We start from the raw sequence: 18682 nt of genomic DNA, 5'->3' as shown, positions 1-18682 counted from the left end.
ATCCCTAACAAAGCTATCTTACAATTATTGTCAAACTAACCATTAATGTTAGAATAGATAAAAAGAGAAGGAGCAAACAACATGTCAAACCATCAAATTCGCCGTCAATTAAAACGCGAAGTGAAACAAACTTTTAAAGGACATTGGGGTCAGGCCTCTTTGACTGCCCTTGTCCCTATAATTCTTCAAGCCCTTGCCGGATTTATCGTTTCCATTTTTATTTTAACTTTTCTCTACTTAGTAAGTAAACATCCTGATATTTTCAATCCGAGTTCATGGGGCAATAATTCTGCTGGTTCCAAATTCTACGATGAAATGACTTCCTCTGGTACCCACAGTGAAGTTTGGAATTTTCTACGTGGTGCATTGCTGACCTTTATTGGCGTTGGAATTAACTACACGTTTCTTGATTGGCTAAGGAAACCTGAACTACAGTTTTCCCCTATTAAAGGAGCCTTTCAAGTATTTACCAAGCGTTATTTCATTCCAACATTAGCCATTTTTATTTTACAATTTATTTTTCAGTTCCTGTGGACCTTATTATTTATCATTCCAGGAATCGTTAAATACTTTGCCTACTCTCAATCCTATTTAATTTATAAGGACCAGTTAGCTTCTGGAAATGGTGATCGCATTGAATACATCGATTGTATTACAATGAGCCGAAAATTGATGATGGGTCATAAATTTGAGCTTTTCACTCTAAAACTAAGCCTAATTGGTTGGTATCTCTTATGCTGGGTCAGTTTTGGAATTGGCTTTATCTGGTACGTTCCTTACTCTCAAGGTGTTTACAGTGCCTTTTACAAACATTTGGTTGAAGCCTAATATGAAATTAAAAAAAGTGTAGCTTGAATTGCCTGATATTCATAAAGCAATTCGAGCCACACTTTTTTATTTTCTACTGATTTTTTAAAACTATTTTCTGTTGAATCCAGTAATTAATGCCAGTACCAATAATTATTCCGACTGCCATTGTGCCAATCGGGTGAAAGGGATTCCACATTCCTTCTCCATCTGTTTTTGTGTAGCCAGCCACAAATTTAACAACACTTTCCATCCAATCTAAGTTCATTCCGGTATGAAATTGCATTAAGAAACGGATGATCACAACAACACCAATAAAAATTGTGAGCCAAATGATTAGACGGGTTCTCTTTTTAAAAAGAGCTGACAAACTGCCAAAGAACATGGCAATAACCGCAAAGGACCATAATAACAGCCATTCATAGACAATTTGAGCTGGGCCATTCCAAAAATTGTGGAACCCTAAGAATTGTCCAAAGAGTTGGCTATAAAATGTGTTATTAACGATTCCTGTAACGGGCACGACAATGGCATAATAATAACCGTAATTGATCAAACTCATTAGAAGGCTACACAATCCAACCACGCCAATCGTAGCCTTCCAGACTGTGCGTCGTGAAATACCGTTTTGAATATAAAATTTAAAAGGCTTATACACACGGTAAGAAGAAATAAGTAAAAATAAAATGGAAATAAAGGGTAATAAATTATTTTTCAACAAATTATGTATCGAAACTCCCCTAAGACTTCCTGTAAATAATAAGGCAAAGACAACTGGCAAAACAAACATAACCGCGAGGGTCAGAAGATAGGTATAACCTACTCCCTTCAAATAATACTTAAATTTGTTTTTAAAAATTGATTTAGTTTTCATTCGACTGTGCTCCCCTCACTTGTTAAATGAATAAACAACTTTTGTAAATCCATGCGAGAAATCTGAATCGTATCAGGAATTTCACGATCATCATTTAAACTGCCAAAAACATAATTACCTTTGAGATTTCCTAAAGATTCAGACCCAATGATATTCAAACCTTCTGTATAGCTATCCACCGTTTCTCCAGGACCCGTAATTACATATGCCTGCGACAACATATGATCCACGTCATCATCTACCAGAATTTCACCCTTTTCAAGGACAAAGACATGCTCAATCATGTTGGCAATTTCTTCAATCATGTGAGTCGAGATCACGAAGGTTCGTGGATGCTGGCTATAACTATCTAATAATTCTTTATAAAATAACTCTCGGTGGTTAGCATCGAGGCCTAAAATAGGTTCGTCTAAAAACACGAAATCTACAGGTAAACTAAGCGCAATAATCAACTTAAAAATCGTCCGATAACCAGTTGATAATTGGCCAAACCTTAATTTAGGATTTAACCCAAAAGCGTCACATAGATGTTTTGCATAAACATCGTCAAAGCCGCCGTACATTAATCGCGTAGCTTTAAAAAGATCTTGCAGGCGTGAGCGCTTTTGATATAAGTTAACTTCACTCATCAAATACATTTTTCCGAGTAATTCATCGCTTTCATGGATGGTCTCCCCATCGACAGTCACTGATCCCCCATTTGGAAAAATTCGATCAGTCAAAATATTTAGTAGCGTACTTTTCCCTGCACCGTTTCTTCCTAACAAACCATAAATTCGATTTGGCTCTATTTCTAAATTGATACTCTTTAAAATTTGTTTGTTACCAAATTGCTTTGAAATCCCATCAACTTTAATCTTCATTTGCCTGAAACCCCCTTTTAATCAGTTGAACAAGATCAACTTCAGTTAATTTTAAATTTTTTGCCTCCGACACAATTTTTCTGACGTAATCTTCAAAAAAAGCCCCTTTTCGTTTTTCCAAAATTAAATCATAGGCACCCTTACAAACAAACATGCCAAGGCCTCGGCGTTTTTCAACTAGTTTCTCATTCACTAAAATATTTATTCCTTTTAAAACCGTCGCGGGATTAATGTGAAACTCTCGTGACATCTCGGTTGTTGAAGGCACCTGGGTTTCTTCTTTAAAGGCCCCCGTAAAGATCCCTTCTTCAATTTGATTGGCTACCTGTAGATAGATGGGTTCTTGCCCACTAAAATCAAATTGCATATTATTCACCACCTCAAAACTGCATTCTGACAGTTGGAACCACTAATTTTTCATAGATAAAAACTGTTACCAAATAGTATATCAAATATAAACCGATAAAAATCGTAAATGGTGTTGCTAAATTGATGTACGGATCCCCCATCAATGGGACAAACATTTGAAGTCCAAATAAAACATGCACAACTCCTAAAATCCCTGGTAATAGAAATAAAGCTCCGATTTCTCGACGAATAGATTTCCGAATGAGACTTTGTCTAGTTCCTAACCGATTTAACATGTGGTACCGTCGTTTATCTAGCTGAGCCCCAGACAAAATCTTAAACATCAAGCAACTTGCTAACATAGTCAGAAATGCCATTCCAAGGAAGAATCCAACAAATTCAAGTCCCCCAAACAACACGTTTGCTGCTTGGTAAATTGGATATGCACCACCTAAGGATTGAACCGTTATTTGCGGATCTTTTATTGCTTGAACTTGATTTTCAGCGATTCGATTCAAATTTTCAGCATTTTTTGCAAGGCTAGTCGTTTGGACTAGTACTAACTTTGAAGACTTAGCTTGAACAGCTTGAAACACCTGTGGTGAAACAAATTTCACTTGCCGCAATGAAAAATAGTTCATTTGCAAAGTTAACAACTGCTGTTGCCCACGCTCACTATGCTTCAACTGATTTAGGCTTAATGTTCGGTTAGAAACTTTTTCTTTATGCAATGTTGCCACTTCAAATGGCTGTCTTTGAAAATCGTCGGCTACAAAATAAATTGTCGATCCCTTAATTTTTTGCCGATACGCCTGCTTTTTTTGCAGGTCAAGCCGGTTGACCAGTTTGGTCGCTTGAGGCGTTTGTTTATACACAGCCAAATCATAGGCCGTGTTACTTTTGGCCATCATTGGAATAATCCGATGATATCCCATACCAACCGTGATTGCTCCCAAAGCTAGTGCAAACAAGATACTCACGACAGATAGCATTTTAGTGTAATCTCGAATTCTGAAATTAAGTTGTCCAAGGGTAAAGCCATTGAGCCCTTTGAATGCCATATTTATCTTCTTGAGCCCTTGAATTAACAATTGAAAAAACGCATTAAACAAAAAATAAGTTCCCAGAACAATTGTCACCAGTGCAATCGGAATGGTCATGATTTGTAATACTTCGAGCTTTGCCATTGCCCAATAACCAACAGCTAAAAATCCAATTCCAACTACTCCCTCAGCATAACGCCACACTGTGACTTTAATTGGCTTGTCTGCTTTAGAATCTCCTCTTAATAGTTTTAAAACCGGCCGATGAAGTAATTTATATTGATTAATCAACGATGCCATTAAAAATAAGATGGCAAAAAATAGGATAGTACTTAGGCAGGCTGTAATGTTTACTGCCGAAAATTTTGTAATCTGAACGCCAAGTTGTGACATAAGCAGTTTGGATAATCCTTGTGTCAAACCAATTCCCACCAAAACTCCGATCCCTGTTGAAACCAGTCCAATCAGTAAAGTCTCAGTAAAAATCAAAAACCCTAAGCGAGATTTTTTACCACCTAACATCATGAATAAACCGTAATCATGCTCACGCATTGTCATTAGAAATGAGTTAGCATACACAATATATACCAGAGTAATTATACCTAAAAGGACAGAACCAAATTGAAAAACAATCGCAGCTAGTTTAAATGAAATATTTGCTTGGATTAAAGCTTTGTTCGTCGCGATTGCTTCAAACATGTAAAAGATAGCTGCTGAAATAATTAAACCAGAAAATAAAACGAGATAATCTCGCCAACGATCACGTACATTTACAAATGCTAACTTAAATAACATCGGTACCCTCCTCTTGATCATCAAAGGTACCTAATTTATTCAAAATTGTTTGATAAAATTCGCTTCGTTTCTGATCTCCTACTTCGATCTCTTCACCGATTTTGCCATCTTTGATAAATAAAATTCGTTCACAATAACTTGCTGAAAATGGATCATGTGTCACCATTAAGACCGAAACTTGTTCTTCATCATTTACTTGTTTTAGAGTCTCCAATAATTCACGGGCATTTTTTGAATCTAATGCTCCCGTAGGTTCATCAGCAAATAAAATTTGAGGCCGTGAAATGAGTCCACGAGCTGCGGCTACCCGCTGTTTTTGTCCACCTGAAATTTCAACCGGGTATTTATCTAAAAGATCATTAATTCCTAATTGACTGGCAACTTGATGAACCAGTTCGTTAGCCTTTCGCTTCTTCACGCCTTGCAATGTTAGTGGTAACCCAATATTTTCCGCATTCGATAAACTTTCTAGAAGATTGAAATCCTGAAAAATAAAACCAATTTGTTTGACGCGAAAATCAGAAATCTGGTTCCTATCTAATTTTGTAACATCTTGACCACTCACCAAGACTTGACCTTCTGTTGGTTTATCCATCGTTGCCAAAATATTAAGTAACGTTGTTTTCCCAGAACCTGAGGCTCCCATAATCCCCACAAATTCTCCTTGTCGCACTTTAAAATTAACGTCCTTTAAGGCCCTATACTGTTTTTCGTTCTTTTCCCCATACACCTTAGTGATATGCTGAACATCAATTACCGTTTTCTGATTCATTTAGTTTCCCCCATCGGTTAATTACTTACGTAACTAACTATATATGAAGGCCTCTTTTATGTCAAGCATCAAAATAGCCTTTAAACGTGAACCGTGTCCCATCGGGATTTGGTTTCAGTTTAAAGGCTAGTAGAAAGTAATTATCAAGAATTTAGTTCAATTTTGCGACACTATTATGAATCATTTGAGCAGAATTAGCAAACTTGGCCTGTTCATCTGTATTTAAAGGCAATGTGACTGTTGATTCAATTCCATTCTTGCCCACAATGGCAGGAATGCCCACATACGTATCGTATAAGCTACTATAACCAGAAACAGGGCAAACGATCCGCGCATCTGATAACACAGCCTGTCCAAGGCTTACAGCGCAAGTGGCAATTGCATCGGAAGTAAATCCTTTTCCAGAGGCAACTTCCCAGGCACCTTGTTTAGCAGCATCAGCCAAGGCATCAAAATCAAAATCTTTGGCTTCAGGTAAATCTTTAATAGCTTTTCCTTGAACCCGTACACTTGACCAGGCAACGAACTGCGTATTCCCATGTTCGCCAAGCACATACCCTTCCACGCTGCGTGGATTAATATTTAACTTTTCGCCAACCACCCGCTGCATCCGAGCGGTATCGAGGAAGGTTCCTGTTCCAAAAACACGTTGCTTGGAGAAACCAGTGAGTTTTTGTAAATAACTTGTCACGGCATCACATGGATTCATTATATCGATAATGATCCCCTTAAACCCAGAAGCCACAATCTTTGGTGCAATTTCTTTCACAACTGCTGCTGTAAATTTAAACTCATCAAAACGATCGCCACCATTTGTTGAAATTGAAATGTCTCCCGCTGAAATATACAAAATTTCAACATCTTTCAAATCATCATAGTTTTGAATTGAAACTTGCGTGGTTGTAGATAATCTTGCTTGTGCATCTTGTAAGTCCAATTGTTCCGCACGAGCCTTTTTTTGATCTTTATCAATCAAAACCAATGAATCAGCAATCCCTTTGGTCACCAAAGTATATGCTACCGTTCGTCCAACGTTTCCTAAGCCAATAATTCCAAATTTACGCATACTAACACCCTTTTCTCTTTATTAAGTTTATCGTACCATTTTACAGCTTTTGGTCAACATGAAAAAAGGACCGCGAAATAATTAACTTCGCTGGTCCCTTTAAACACTTGTATACTGTTTTATTTGGCTGGTAAAACAGCACCCTTGTAATGTTTCTTAATCCAATCTTGTGTACTCTTTGATTGTAAAGCTTTAACTAATTTCTTGATAGCCTTATTGTTTTTTTCGTTTGGACGAATAGCAATAATATTCTTGTATGGTGATGATGATTTTTCAATCGCAATTGATTTTGTGATTGGGTTCAAGCCACTTTGAACAGCGTAGTTTGCGTTAATCACAACGGCATCGCCTTGATCATTTTTGTACAATTGAGGCATCAACTTTGGTTCGTAGCTATGCTTGAACTGCAGATTCTTTGGGTTAGAGGCAATATCACTAAATGTTGCACTTGTAATATCAACGCCCTTCTTAATTGTAATTAAGCCTGCATCCTTAAAGATTGTCAAAACTCGACCGTAGTCAGGTGTGTTACTACTTACAAGGACAGTTGCGTTCTTTGGTAAATCTTTCAAACTCTTATATTTCTTTGAAAAAACTGAAATTGGTTCCAAATGAACAGCACCAGCATTAATCAAGTTACCTTTATTCTTGGCATTCCATTGTTTTAAGAAAGGAATGTGTTGGAAATAATTGGCATCAATATCGCCACCTGCTAACGCTTTGTTAGGGAGTACGTAATCTTGGAATACTTTGATCTTTAAATTAACGCCCTCTTTTTTCAACTCAGGTTGAACATGCTTCAAAATCTGAGCATGTGGCACCGCAGAAGCCCCAACAGTAATTGTGGTTGTTTTTGAACCTGTACTTGATTTCTTACCACAAGAAACCAATAAGAACGCAGTTGCGACGACTGCTAGCAAACTAAAAATCTTTCCTTTTTTCATAATCAAACTCCTCCTATAAATTAATGGTTATTTTACATTCGTAAAATCTACCTGCCATACAAATTTGTTTAAAGCACCCGTTTGTCAACTTTCTTTGTTGCAAAATCGCCGACAAACTGGAATGCAAAAACAATTAAAACAATAATAACTGTGGAAACCAGTGTGACCGTATTGTTACTACTTTCGAAACCTTCTTGATAAGCCAAGTTTCCAAGGCCTCCAGCACCAATTGCTCCGGCCATTGCGGTATAACCAATCAGTGAAATAGCTGTTACTGTAATTCCCGAAATTAGGGCCGGCAAGCTTTCTGGTAACAAAACTTTTGTAATGATTTGCCACTGGCTTGCACCCATCGCATCGGAGGCTTCTAAAACTCCACGATCGATTTCGTGAAATGCAAGCTCTACCATTCGGCCATAGAATGGCGCCGCAGAAATAATTAATGAAGGTAACGCGGCAACCGGTCCAATAATTGTTCCCACCACTTGTTTTGTGAAAGGCAGCAACAAAACAATCAAAATGATGAAAGGAATTGATCGGAAGACATTGACAAAAAGAGCCACCAACCAATTGATTGCACGGACAATGAAACTTTGACTCCCACTCGTTTCAAAGAGTAACAATCCAATAAAGTAACCTAAAATGGCAACCGCCACGATGGAGACCACGGTCATCCAAATGGTTTCCCAAGTAGCACTACCCATCTGGTTCCAATCCACGTTTTTAAAGTCGAAATATCCTGTATTACCGTCCATTTTCAATCACCTCGGTTTCAACACGCATGGTTTTCAGATAATCCAATGCCCCTTCGATATCAGGCTGATCTCCAATCAATTGTAGGAAGAGTGATCCAATCGCCCCTTCTTGGGTTTGATGGATATTTCCTTCAATAATACTGATTCGTAACTTAGGAAACTTATGAATAATTTCGGAAACAATCGGCAAATTGGCCTGATTACCATGGAAGGTTAATTGGATTATCTTACCGTTTGGATATTCTTTAAGTGATTGTTCCACAACCACATTGGTATCTTCTGGTGAAGGTGCTGCTTCAGAATAAACAAATCGTTTTGTAATAGCTTGTTGTGGATGCTTAAACACTTCCAAAACCTGACCTGATTCAATAATACCGCCACCGTCTAAAACAGCTACATGGTCACAAATTTTACGAATTACGTGCATTTCGTGAGTGATTAAGACGATGGTGATTCCTAATCGTTTATTAATATCTCGTAAAAGGTCCAAAACTTCATCTGTTGTTTGTGGATCCAAAGCACTAGTTGCTTCATCAGATAACAAAATCTCTGGATCATTGGCTAAAGCGCGAGCGACGCCAACCCGTTGCTTCTGGCCACCTGACAACTCAGAAGGATATGCATCTTCCTTACCCTCCAAACCAACTAGCTTAATGAGTTCCTCAGCTTTTTTGTGACGTTCAGCTTTTGAAATTTTTGCAATTTCCAATGGAAACTCAATATTCTTCTGGACTGTGCGTGACCAAAGTAAATTAAAATGCTGAAAAATCATACCAATCTTATGACGTTTCTTACGTAAATCGCCTCGCTTAAGATTCGAAATTTCTGTCCCATTTACGGTAACTACCCCAGTTGTCGGAGTTTCCAAACCATTGAGCATGCGGATTAACGTGGTTTTACCAGCACCAGAATAACCCACGATCCCAAAAATTTCACCATCTTCAATTTTCATATTCACATCTTTAATTGCTGGAACAGTACCTTTATCTGTGGTGAAGGTTTTAGAAACATCTTTAAACTCTATCAAAAAATCAACCTCCTCTTTCTTTTAACAAAACAAAAAAGTCTTCCGCCCTGCTGAAATAAATCAACCAGGACGAAAGACTTCTCTTCCGTGTTACCACCCAAATTTACTAACTTCTCACAAAGCTAGCCTTAACGAGTCAAACAACTCTGACGCTATAAGGGGCGCACCCAGCACTTACTCACAAAATGCTCGTAAATACCTGTTTTACCAAGACCATCTTCAATTGAACTTACTGTTCCGTTTCACCCTTAGGAACTCTCTTAAAGTAAGGATTCAATCTACTCATCTTGTTCTAATGTTTTGCTGTTAAATGAAGTATACTCACTCATTTTTAATCTGTCAACTGTTAATTTTAATTTTTAAACTAAAAATCGGTCCGTTGTAATCTGCTGTAGGAATCATGGTGGAACCGCATGGACATGATTAGTCCAATTCCAATCATATTCCCGATCAATGCTGATCCCCCTTGGCTAACAAACGGAAGTGGAATCCCAGTTAGTGGCAATAAACCGATGTTCATCCCAATGTTTTCAAAAACATGGAAAAGAATCATCATGATTGTACCAGACGCAATATAGGCATAGAATGCATTTTTTGTATCAAAGGTTACCCGAATCATTTGATAAATTAAAAGCATATACAGCAGAATTAAAACCACACTACCAATGAAGCCAAAATTTTCACCAATAACGGAAAAAATCATATCTGATTCTCGAACGGGAACATAAACATTAGACACATTAAATCCTTTACCGAAAAATTGCCCAGAACCAATGGCCTTAATGCTCTGCCATAATTGATATCCTGAATTAGTTGTATCTGTTGCTGGATGTAACCAAGTATCAATTCGGTCAAACTGATAACTTTCAAACCCGACATGAGACAGAAGACTCCGGCCCCAGTCACTCACCACCAACATTAAGGTCCCGCTAGCCACAATTGTCGCCGTCACAAACGTTGGCACAAGAATTCTCCAAGTTACGCCAGATACAATTACTAATCCGGCAAAAATTGCAATAAACACGAGCATCGTTCCAAAATCATGTTGCAAAATTAGCAAAATTGGCACTGGTAAAGTCCATAAAATCATTTGACCAATTAAACGCCAATCTGAACGCATCGTATGTTTTTTGTGTTCAGCATTAAAATCAGTAATGACCTTTGACATCATTAAAATGTATGCGGGCTTCATAACCTCAGAAGGCTGAAATGTAAATGATCCAATGGCAAACCAACTTTTGGCACCGGTACTTGCCGCATAAGATCTACTATACAAAAACAGCACTGCCACAAGGAGAAAAATTCCAAACCAGTAGGCATAAGGTGCCAATCGCCACAGTTGTTTTGAATCAAACTGCATAATAACAACAACCAGGGTTACCCCCAAAACGTACCAAATCAACTGGGACACTACCTGGCTTCTGACACTTACCCCACTAGTATCATGCGTGGCCGCCACGTAGATAGAAGCTAACCCAATTAAAGCTAGCATTAAAACAGAAAAAATAATACCGTAATCAATTCGGGAATCGCCTTCCCGTCTTCGAATTCGTGAATCGTTTTCCAAAACAAAGATCCTTCCTTAGGCCAATTTCCATTTATTGATGTAAATTATATTCCTGTAACACCCATTCAACTGCATCATCAAGTGACTTAGCCACGAAATCTCCGCCACCAATCAGATGGGTGGCAAATTCATTTTGCTGTGGTGTAATCTCCCCAACCAAATTTTTAGCAATAAAAACCTGTTGGATAGTTTGTCCCTGAACTTCTTTTTCTTCTAATTGTACTTTTACACTTTGTTGTTTTTTTGACATGTTTTCCTCCACAATAATTAATTTAATATTTTCTCATCTGGATGCGGATTTCGTTTTAAGGTGAAATAATCCGGCACCGGATCATAGCCACCCTTTACAAAAGGATTGCAACGCAAAATTCTGGCTGTCCCCATCAAGCTACCTTTTATAGCTCCCTGTTTTTGAAGAGCTACAATCATGTAATTAGAACAAGTTGGATAATACCGACAGCTCGGTGGAAACAAAGGTGATATTAATTTTTGATATAATCGAACTACCATTAAAAAGACATGTTTCATTCTGCTGTCCCCCTTGACCAATCCAAAAGCCTATTATAGCATATTACCGCCACACTCAAAAACACAATTAGCGTTATTTTGTCTAAAATTAACGGTCAATTAACCATGCAAATTTCGCATTTTTAATCGACCGCAAATTTAATTTTTAACTGTCAAAGTTGTACTAGTGTCCGAAACGCGTTTAACTTCGGCTCCTAATGCACTCAACTTACCATGGAAATTATAATATCCACGATCTAAGTACTTCAAATTTGTAACCTGTGTATAACCCTTAGCCACAAGACCGGCAATCACAAGAGCAGCACCGGCCCGTAAATCAGTCGCTGCAACTTCCGCACCACTAAAGTTCGTTGGTCCATGCATAATCACAGACGATCCTTCAATCTTATATTGAGCATTCATTCGACGAAGTTCTTCTAAGTGCATAAATCGATTTTCAAAAACCGTTTCTGTCAGTGTACTCGTCCCCTGTGCCAGCAACTGAAGAACAGAAACTTGTGGTTGCATGTCCGTTGGAAAACCAGGATGTGGCAATGTTTTTATTGAAACAGGATTAAGTTTTTTAGGTCCGATAACTCGAATTCCATCGTCGCCATCAATCACCTTCACGCCCATCTCACGCATTTTAGAAATCAATGGTTTATTGTGCTCAGAAATTGCATCCTGAATTAGCACGTCCCCTTGTGTTGCAGCAGTGGCCACCATGAAAGTACCGGCTTCAATTCGGTCTTGAACAACAGCATGAGTCGTTCCATGAAGGTGTTCGACACCAACAATTCGAATCGTTTCTGTTCCGGCACCCGTAACATGTGCCCCCATCTTGTTTAGAACCATCGCTAAATCAACAATCTCAGGCTCACAAGCAGCATTTTCAATTGTTGTTGTGCCTTCTGCCAAGGTTGCGGCCATCATTATATTTTGAGTGGCGCCGACACTTGGAAAATCCAAATAGATGTTAGTACCAACTAATTTATACGCACTCGCTTCTATGTATCCATCGTTTTGAGTGATATGCGCTCCTAAAGCAGTGAGACCCTTTAAATGAAGGTCAATTGGTCTCGTACCAATTGCACAGCCTCCAGGCATCGCTACTTTTGCATGACCTGTTCTTGCCAGTAGTGGTCCCATAACAACTACAGACGCCCGCATCTTAGAAACGTATTCAAATGGAGCTTCTGTAGAGATTTTTTTAGTGGCATCCATTTTGATTTCATGTTGGTCCTCTAAAAATTCCACATCAATATTTAGAAAACGTAAAACATTGTTCATTGTATAAACGTCTGAAAGAATCGGCACATTGCTTAGCTCTAGTTGTCCCTCACTAGCCAAAATACTGGCTGCCAAAATTGGGAGGACAGCATTTTTAGCTCCCTCAATTTTAACGACACCTTTAAGACGATTGCCGCCCTTAACAATAATTTTATCCACGACTGAAACCTCCACTATTTTAATAAGTATCCTAAATTTCTGATGTTATTAATTAACTCTAAGAAAAACGAACTGCTTAAATACCCTAGTCCAATCGAAAACAAGACAATCAGAACCTTATACTGACTTGGATTAGAAACATGTAAAATTCTTTCCAAGTGAATTCCCTGAATTGCCCAAAAAGAAATAAAGGTAAAGAAAAAATAGCAGATCAACGTTAGTAATGATTGAATTCCAAATAAATTCATAATTGCCTCTTTAACTTATGATTTATTACAATAGTATCATATCTAGGCTTAAAATTCGCGTCAGACTCTCACTTTAATAAATTAATAAACAATAAAAAAAGCCATACAACATATCGTTGTATGACTTCTAAATTTCTAATGTTAATGTTTCGAAACATTAATTCGGTTAACAGCCCGTCGCAAGGAAATCTGCGCACGCCGCAACTGTGAATTATCATGGGCATCTTGAGCTTTTCGAATGGTTTCTTGAGCTCTTTGACGCGCACTTTCTGCTCGAGCAACATCAATATCAGACTCATTTTCAGCAGTATCAGCCACAATCGTAGCAGTATTGTTCGAGAACTCAACAAAACCACCATTAACAGCTACTGCATCTTCTTTAGTAGAATCCTCATGTTGAATCCGGACTTCATCAATTGCTAGCGACGCAATAATGGGAACATGGTTAGGCATGATTCCTAGCTGACCATCTTTAGTTTTGACAACCAACATGGTGGAAGTTCCATCATATACTTGACCATCAGGAGTCACGATACTAACGGTTAATTCTGCTTTATCAGCCAATTAGAATTCCCCCTTATTTACTAGCGGCACTAGTTAATTTCTTAGCCTTCTCAACAACTTCCTCGATTTTACCAACCTGACGGAAGGCATCCTCTGGAAGATCATCATATTTTCCTTCAAGAATTTCTTTGAAACCTTTTACTGTGTCTTCAACTGAAACATAAGATCCAGGTTGACCAGTAAACTGTTCAGCAACAGAGAAGTTCTGTGATAAGAAGAATTGAATTCTACGTGCACGAGCAACAATTGTCTTCTCTTCATCAGACAATTCGTCCATTCCTAAAATAGAAATGATATCTTGCAACTCACGATAGCGTTGTAAAACATGCTGAACATCAGTAGCGACTTTATAATGTTCCTCGCCTACAACTGATGGATCCAAGGCACTTGAAGTTGAAGCTAAAGGATCAACGGCAGGATAAATTCCTTGTTGAGTTAAGCTTCGTTCCAAGTTGGTTGTTGCATCCAAATGGGCGAATGTTGTTGCAGGAGCAGGATCAGTATAATCATCGGCAGGAACATATACAGCTTGGATAGAGGTAATTGACCCCTTCTTCGTTGAAGTGATTCGTTCCTGAAGTTGACCCATTTCAGTAGCTAAAGTTGGTTGATAACCAACGGCTGATGGAATTCGGCCAAGTAACGCGGATACTTCAGAACCAGCTTGGGTGAATCGGAAAATGTTATCAATGAATAACAACACATCTTGACCCTCAACATCGCGGAAGTATTCCGCAATGGTTAAACCAGTTAAAGCAACCCGCATACGAGCACCAGGCGGCTCGTTCATCTGACCATACACCATGGCAGTTTTTTCAAGAACACCCGATGCCTTCATTTCGAAGTACAAATCATTTCCTTCACGAGTTCGTTCACCGACACCCGTAAATACAGAAATACCATTGTGTTCTTGTGCAATATTATGAATTAGTTCCTGAATTAGAACAGTTTTTCCAACACCGGCACCACCAAACAATCCGACTTTACCACCACGGATATAAGGAGCAAGCAAATCAATAACTTTGATTCCTGTTTCCAAAATTTCCATGCTGGGGTTCAAATCATCATAACTAGGTGGATCCCGATGAATAGGATTACGTTTTATTTCTGGTCCAAATTTTTCACCATTATCAATTGTTTCTCCAAGGACGTTGAAAACCCGACCTAATGTTTTATCACCAACGGGAACTGTAATTGAAGAACCTGTGTCTTCAACTTCCATCCCACGCTGTAAACCATCAGTACCATCCATAGCAATTGTCCGAACAACGCCATCACCAAGTTCAAGCGCAACTTCGGCAACTAGGATACTACCATCAAGTTTTTTGATGTTCAAAGCATTATTAATATCAGGTAAATTACCATCCAGAGGAAATTCAACGTCAATAACAGGTCCGATAACTTGGACAACTTTACCAGTACTCATTATTAGTTAATTCCTCCCATCTAAATTTATTCTTGTGCAGCTTGGCCACCAGTAATTTCAGTAATTTCGGTGGTGATCGCACTTTGTCGTGCACGATTATATTGCAATTGTAGTGAAGATATTAAATCTTTAGCATTATCAGAAGCGGTCTGCATCGCTGTTGAACTTGAAGCATGTTCAGCAGTTTTGGCATCAAGAATAGCACCATAAACTAAGCTTTCAGCATATTGAGGTAAAATATCCTGCAACAAAACAGCCTCTGAAGGTTCTGTTTCGTATTCTGGCATTAATTCTTTTTTACCCTGCTCTTCTTTTTCGTCCTGACTTTTTACCAAAGCATCACTAATTGGCAACATTTTAATTGAATGAAATCTATTTGTTATGCGATTTACAAAATGATTATAACAAACATAAAGCTCATCAAAAACCTGGTTTGAATACATTGAAGTAGCGGTTTGAACAATTTCACGAACTTCGTTAAAAGTCGGCACATCGCTCACACCTCTGAATTCATAAACAACGTTCATATCGCGTCCTTTATAAAAATCAGCACCAGTACCACCCACAGCTAAAATCACACTATCTTCAGCAGAATGACCAGTAGCTTTAATAAAATCTTCAGTCTGTTTAAGGACTGAACTATTATAACTACCAACTAAACCACGATCTGATGTAATTACTAAAAAACCAACTTTTTTTACTGGTCTTTGTTGTAACAAATCAGTGGCCGATATACTGTCTGAAGAATCAGAACTTTTCTCTCCAGCAGCTGCATTAGCACTAATCAAGTGTGACTTAGCAAGATGAGCAACAATGCTCTCAACCTTTTCTGCATAAACCTGATACCCGAAAGTATGCTTTTGAATCTGATTCAACTTTGCAGTCGAAACCATTTGCATCGCAGTGGTAATTTGACTGGTCTTCTTAGTGGAATCAATTCGTCTGAGAACGTCTTGTTCTGAAGCTGCCATTTATACTCACCACTTTCTGTCAATTAAAGCATATGTTTTATTTAGAAGCACTTTCGTCTTCTACTTTTGTAGGTTGAAATTGATCTGCAAATTCTTGAATTGCAGCATCAAATTTGTCAGTATCTGGTAAGTCGCCAGTTTTACGAATAACATCTAGCAAATCATCATGTGAACCATCGATGTAATCAAATAATTCATCCTGGAAACGCAAAACATCATCAATAGCAACCTTATCCAAGAATCCATGAGTCAACGCATACAAAACTAAAACTTGATGTTCAACAGCAAGTGGTTTGTGTAATGGTTGTTTCAAAACTTCTACGGTCCGACTACCACGGGCTAATTTAGCTTTTGTGGCATCATCCAAATCAGAACCAAATTGTGCAAATGATTCCAATTCACGATAAGAAGCAAGATCCAAACGTAATGTACCAGCTACACGCTTCATAGCCTTGATCTGAGCATCCCCACCAACTCGGGATACAGAAGATCCGGCATCAATCGCTGGACGTGTTCCTGAATAGAATAGATCACTATCCAAGAAAATCTGTCCATCAGTAATAGAAATTACGTTTGTTGGAATATAAGCGGCAATATCTCCAGCCTTTGTTTCAACGAATGGTAAAGCTGTCATTGAACCAGCCCCAAGTTCGTCATTTAATTTAGCTGCACGTTCTAGTAAACGTGAATGAGTATAGAAGATATCACCAGGATAAGCTTCACGACCAGGCGGACGTCTCAAAATCAAGGAAAGTTCACGATAAGCATCTGCTTGTTTTGAAAGATCATCATACACAATCAAAACATGCTTGCCGTTAAACATGAACTCCTCACCCATTGCTGCACCAGCATATGGTGCCAAGTACAACATTGGAGCTGGTTCAGATGGGCCAGCACTTAAAACGATTGTGTAGTCCATAGCACCATACTTTTCGAGGGTATCAACCTGCGTACGCACAGTTGATTCCTTTTGGCCGATCGCCACATAGATACAAATTATATTTTGATCTTTTTGATTCAAAATTGTATCGATTGCTAAAGATGTTTTACCAGTTTTACGGTCCCCAATGATCAACTCACGCTGACCACGACCAATTGGAACTAAGGCATCAATGGCCTTGATCCCAGTTTGTAAAGGTTCGCTAACTGATTGACGTTCCATGACGCCAGGTGCTTTTCGTTCAACTGGCCGTGTGTGGTCCGTTTTAATTTCGCCTTTACCATCAATCGGTTGTCCAAGTGTATTCACAACTCGACCAACTAAGGCGTCACCAACTGGAACTTCCATGATCCGTCCAGTTCTCTTAACAGTATCGCCTTCACGAATATCATCGTAACCGCCAAGAATAACAATTCCGACGTCATTTGATTCAAGGTTCTGAACCATTCCGTAGACACCATTAGAAAACTCTAGAAGTTCACCAGCCAATGCATTATCCAGGCCGTGAGCACGGGCAATACCATCACCAACATATGTAACAGTACCTGTTTCTTCGACATTAAGCTCGTCTTGATAGCCTTCTAATTGTTGTTTAATTAGAGCACTGATTTCCTCAGATTTAATGCTCATAAAAGTTTCACCTCTTTACAAAATCTTATTTAAGTAGCATTTTTTTAATCTTCGCCATTTTCGAACTGATACTGCCATCATATACTAAACCGTTTGATTTTAGTACAGCCCCGCCAATAATGCTTGGATCAAGTTCACTGTTAATGATTACTTGCTTGGCACCTATTTTTTCGGCAAACTTATCTGCTAAACGTTTCTTTTGATCTGCATCAATTTCAACAGCAGTAGACAAATCTGCATAAACAATCCGATTATATTCAGCGTAAAGCCCGTTAAACTGTTCAATAATATCAGCAATATTGCTGATGCGTCCGTAATCGTAAAGCATTTGAACCAAGTTTTTGACGTAAACAGAGGCATCCTTCTTTAAATTGTTAACGATGGCTGATTTCTGTTCACCATTTAAACGAACATCATCTAAGATCTGATTTAGATCTGGAATGTCAGTAAAAACTTGATCAATCTGTTGCAATTCTTCATGAATTGCCTCAAGCTGATCTTTTTCAACAGCTAAATCAAACAGGGCTTTTGAATATCGTTTGGCAATTGTCATCTTATCTAGACTCATTTTGCTTCCCCAACCCTTCAATATAAGAATCAATCAACTGCTTTTGATCCTGCGCGTTTAATTCTTTTTGAATGATCTTAGAAGCAATTTCAATAGATAGACTAGCCACATCATCTTGAGCACCCTTAAGTGCATCTTTTCGCTCTTGTTCAATACTCTTTTGAGCATTTTGCTTAAGTGTCTGTACCTCTTGTTGAGCGCCTGAAACGATCTGCTCACGTTGTTTATTCCCATTATCCTTTGCGTCACTTACAATCGTAGAGGCTTCAGCATGAGAATTTTTCAACGCTGCTTCTCGTTGTTCAGCTAGTTTTGCTGCATCTTGACGTGATTTTTCTGCAGAATCAATATCATTAGCAATTCGATCTGCACGTTCTTTCATCATTTTAGTAACTGGTCCCCATGCGACGATCTTAATAAGCCACATAAGAATGATGAATACAATTGCATAAAATAACATATCACCAAGATACAACGAGTTTGAAGAACCCAACACTAAATGTGAGAGCATCTATTGA

At 38.4% G+C, this 18682-nt stretch carries 21 protein-coding genes; 1 reads left to right on the top strand and 20 read right to left on the bottom strand.

Annotation, left to right across the window (positions count from 1 at the left end; genetic code table 11):
- The first annotated feature begins 81 nt into the window (after positions 1-81).
- A complete protein-coding gene (locus tag ACLHK8_RS09970; protein ID WP_057772370.1) occupies positions 82-828 on the top strand; it encodes a DUF975 family protein in 747 nt (248 codons plus the stop codon).
- Positions 829-901: 73 nt separating this feature from the next.
- On the opposite strand, the gene ACLHK8_RS09965 is transcribed toward ACLHK8_RS09970, so the two are convergent.
- The 20 genes from ACLHK8_RS09965 to atpF all read right to left on the bottom strand — a co-directional run bounded on the left by ACLHK8_RS09965 (position 902) and on the right by atpF (position 18675).
- A complete protein-coding gene (locus ACLHK8_RS09965) occupies positions 902-1681 on the bottom strand; it encodes a hypothetical protein (RefSeq protein ID WP_057772368.1) in 780 nt (259 codons plus the stop codon).
- Entirely contained in the window at positions 1678-2544 is an 867-nt protein-coding gene (locus ACLHK8_RS09960; protein ID WP_057772366.1) for an ATP-binding cassette domain-containing protein, read from the bottom strand. Before ACLHK8_RS09960 ends, ACLHK8_RS09965 begins: the two co-directional genes overlap by 4 nt.
- Entirely contained in the window at positions 2534-2911 is a 378-nt protein-coding gene (locus tag ACLHK8_RS09955) for a GntR family transcriptional regulator (RefSeq protein WP_057772364.1), read from the bottom strand. Before ACLHK8_RS09955 ends, ACLHK8_RS09960 begins: the two co-directional genes overlap by 11 nt.
- A 13-nt stretch (positions 2912-2924) precedes the next feature.
- Positions 2925-4730, bottom strand: a complete 1806-nt coding sequence (locus ACLHK8_RS09950; RefSeq protein ID WP_063697938.1) for an FtsX-like permease family protein — start codon at positions 4728-4730, stop codon at positions 2925-2927.
- The gene (locus ACLHK8_RS09945; protein ID WP_057772360.1) at positions 4720-5502 is read right to left on the bottom strand and encodes an ABC transporter ATP-binding protein; all 783 of its coding nucleotides are present in this window, start codon (positions 5500-5502) and stop codon (positions 4720-4722) included. Before ACLHK8_RS09945 ends, ACLHK8_RS09950 begins: the two co-directional genes overlap by 11 nt.
- Before the next feature lie 151 nt (positions 5503-5653).
- Positions 5654-6568, bottom strand: a complete 915-nt coding sequence (locus ACLHK8_RS09940) for an L-lactate dehydrogenase (protein WP_057772359.1) — start codon at positions 6566-6568, stop codon at positions 5654-5656.
- A 119-nt stretch (positions 6569-6687) separates the two neighbouring features.
- Positions 6688-7512, bottom strand: coding sequence for a MetQ/NlpA family ABC transporter substrate-binding protein (locus tag ACLHK8_RS09935; protein WP_057772358.1), 825 nt, complete (start codon positions 7510-7512; stop codon positions 6688-6690).
- 68 nt (positions 7513-7580) lie between these two features.
- On the bottom strand, positions 7581-8267 hold the full coding sequence (locus tag ACLHK8_RS09930; protein WP_057772356.1) for a methionine ABC transporter permease: 687 nt from the start codon (positions 8265-8267) through the stop codon (positions 7581-7583).
- Positions 8257-9294: a methionine ABC transporter ATP-binding protein gene (locus ACLHK8_RS09925; RefSeq protein ID WP_063697941.1), complete on the bottom strand. Its 1038-nt coding sequence runs from the start codon at positions 9292-9294 to the stop codon at positions 8257-8259. Before ACLHK8_RS09925 ends, ACLHK8_RS09930 begins: the two co-directional genes overlap by 11 nt.
- Positions 9295-9658: 364 nt before the next feature.
- On the bottom strand, positions 9659-10861 hold the full coding sequence (locus ACLHK8_RS09920) for an FtsW/RodA/SpoVE family cell cycle protein (RefSeq protein WP_057772353.1): 1203 nt from the start codon (positions 10859-10861) through the stop codon (positions 9659-9661).
- Between the two features lie 31 nt (positions 10862-10892).
- Entirely contained in the window at positions 10893-11111 is a 219-nt protein-coding gene (locus tag ACLHK8_RS09915) for a DUF2969 domain-containing protein (protein ID WP_057772351.1), read from the bottom strand.
- Positions 11112-11128: 17 nt separating this feature from the next.
- The gene (gene yidD / locus ACLHK8_RS09910) at positions 11129-11389 is read right to left on the bottom strand and encodes a membrane protein insertion efficiency factor YidD (protein ID WP_057772349.1); all 261 of its coding nucleotides are present in this window, start codon (positions 11387-11389) and stop codon (positions 11129-11131) included.
- A gap of 138 nt (positions 11390-11527) precedes the next feature.
- Positions 11528-12817: a UDP-N-acetylglucosamine 1-carboxyvinyltransferase gene (murA, locus tag ACLHK8_RS09905; protein ID WP_057772346.1), complete on the bottom strand. Its 1290-nt coding sequence runs from the start codon at positions 12815-12817 to the stop codon at positions 11528-11530.
- Between the two features lie 14 nt (positions 12818-12831).
- Complete coding sequence (locus ACLHK8_RS09900; protein WP_057772344.1) at positions 12832-13065, bottom strand: DUF1146 family protein; 234 nt, start codon at positions 13063-13065, stop codon at positions 12832-12834.
- A gap of 141 nt (positions 13066-13206) precedes the next feature.
- Positions 13207-13629 carry a F0F1 ATP synthase subunit epsilon gene (locus ACLHK8_RS09895; RefSeq protein WP_057772342.1) on the bottom strand — a complete coding sequence of 141 codons (423 nt, stop codon included), beginning with the start codon at positions 13627-13629 and terminating at the stop codon, positions 13207-13209.
- A gap of 13 nt (positions 13630-13642) precedes the next feature.
- Positions 13643-15055 (bottom strand): F0F1 ATP synthase subunit beta, encoded by a 1413-nt coding sequence (gene atpD / locus ACLHK8_RS09890; protein WP_057772340.1) that lies wholly within the window; start codon positions 15053-15055, stop codon positions 13643-13645.
- Positions 15056-15081: 26 nt separating this feature from the next.
- Positions 15082-16026 (bottom strand): F0F1 ATP synthase subunit gamma, encoded by a 945-nt coding sequence (locus ACLHK8_RS09885; RefSeq protein ID WP_057772338.1) that lies wholly within the window; start codon positions 16024-16026, stop codon positions 15082-15084.
- 37 nt (positions 16027-16063) lie between these two features.
- Positions 16064-17596, bottom strand: a complete 1533-nt coding sequence (gene atpA / locus ACLHK8_RS09880) for a F0F1 ATP synthase subunit alpha (RefSeq protein WP_057772337.1) — start codon at positions 17594-17596, stop codon at positions 16064-16066.
- A gap of 25 nt (positions 17597-17621) precedes the next feature.
- Positions 17622-18164 (bottom strand): ATP synthase F1 subunit delta, encoded by a 543-nt coding sequence (gene atpH, locus ACLHK8_RS09875; RefSeq protein WP_057772335.1) that lies wholly within the window; start codon positions 18162-18164, stop codon positions 17622-17624.
- A complete protein-coding gene (gene atpF / locus ACLHK8_RS09870) occupies positions 18151-18675 on the bottom strand; it encodes a F0F1 ATP synthase subunit B (protein WP_057772333.1) in 525 nt (174 codons plus the stop codon). Before atpF ends, atpH begins: the two co-directional genes overlap by 14 nt.
- Positions 18676-18682 lie beyond the last annotated feature (7 nt).

It is taken from the genome of Pediococcus sp. M21F004, from assembly GCF_051122535.1.
Classification (GTDB): domain Bacteria; phylum Bacillota; class Bacilli; order Lactobacillales; family Lactobacillaceae; genus Pediococcus; species Pediococcus inopinatus.
The sequence above is the reverse complement of the archived record's forward strand: the minus strand, read 5'-3'. Positions and strand labels throughout refer to the sequence as shown.

What these genes read in the sequence shown, in the direction of transcription:
- ACLHK8_RS09970 (WP_057772370.1), top strand. Translation starts at nt 82, where the DNA reads ATGTCAAACCATCAAATTCGCCGTCAATTAAAACGCGAAGTGAAACAA.
- ACLHK8_RS09965 (WP_057772368.1), bottom strand. Translation starts at nt 1,681, where the DNA reads ATGAAAACTAAATCAATTTTTAAAAACAAATTTAAGTATTATTTGAAG.
- ACLHK8_RS09960 (WP_057772366.1), bottom strand. Translation starts at nt 2,544, where the DNA reads ATGAAGATTAAAGTTGATGGGATTTCAAAGCAATTTGGTAACAAACAA.
- ACLHK8_RS09955 (WP_057772364.1), bottom strand. Translation starts at nt 2,911, where the DNA reads ATGCAATTTGATTTTAGTGGGCAAGAACCCATCTATCTACAGGTAGCC.
- ACLHK8_RS09950 (WP_063697938.1), bottom strand. Translation starts at nt 4,730, where the DNA reads ATGTTATTTAAGTTAGCATTTGTAAATGTACGTGATCGTTGGCGAGAT.
- ACLHK8_RS09945 (WP_057772360.1), bottom strand. Translation starts at nt 5,502, where the DNA reads ATGAATCAGAAAACGGTAATTGATGTTCAGCATATCACTAAGGTGTAT.
- ACLHK8_RS09940 (WP_057772359.1), bottom strand. Translation starts at nt 6,568, where the DNA reads ATGCGTAAATTTGGAATTATTGGCTTAGGAAACGTTGGACGAACGGTA.
- ACLHK8_RS09935 (WP_057772358.1), bottom strand. Translation starts at nt 7,512, where the DNA reads ATGAAAAAAGGAAAGATTTTTAGTTTGCTAGCAGTCGTCGCAACTGCG.
- ACLHK8_RS09930 (WP_057772356.1), bottom strand. Translation starts at nt 8,267, where the DNA reads ATGGACGGTAATACAGGATATTTCGACTTTAAAAACGTGGATTGGAAC.
- ACLHK8_RS09915 (WP_057772351.1), bottom strand. Translation starts at nt 11,111, where the DNA reads ATGTCAAAAAAACAACAAAGTGTAAAAGTACAATTAGAAGAAAAAGAA.
- yidD (WP_057772349.1), bottom strand. Translation starts at nt 11,389, where the DNA reads ATGAAACATGTCTTTTTAATGGTAGTTCGATTATATCAAAAATTAATA.
- ACLHK8_RS09900 (WP_057772344.1), bottom strand. Translation starts at nt 13,065, where the DNA reads ATGAATTTATTTGGAATTCAATCATTACTAACGTTGATCTGCTATTTT.
- atpD (WP_057772340.1), bottom strand. Translation starts at nt 15,055, where the DNA reads ATGAGTACTGGTAAAGTTGTCCAAGTTATCGGACCTGTTATTGACGTT.
- ACLHK8_RS09885 (WP_057772338.1), bottom strand. Translation starts at nt 16,026, where the DNA reads ATGGCAGCTTCAGAACAAGACGTTCTCAGACGAATTGATTCCACTAAG.
- atpA (WP_057772337.1), bottom strand. Translation starts at nt 17,596, where the DNA reads ATGAGCATTAAATCTGAGGAAATCAGTGCTCTAATTAAACAACAATTA.
- atpH (WP_057772335.1), bottom strand. Translation starts at nt 18,164, where the DNA reads ATGAGTCTAGATAAGATGACAATTGCCAAACGATATTCAAAAGCCCTG.
- atpF (WP_057772333.1), bottom strand. Translation starts at nt 18,675, where the DNA reads ATGCTCTCACATTTAGTGTTGGGTTCTTCAAACTCGTTGTATCTTGGT.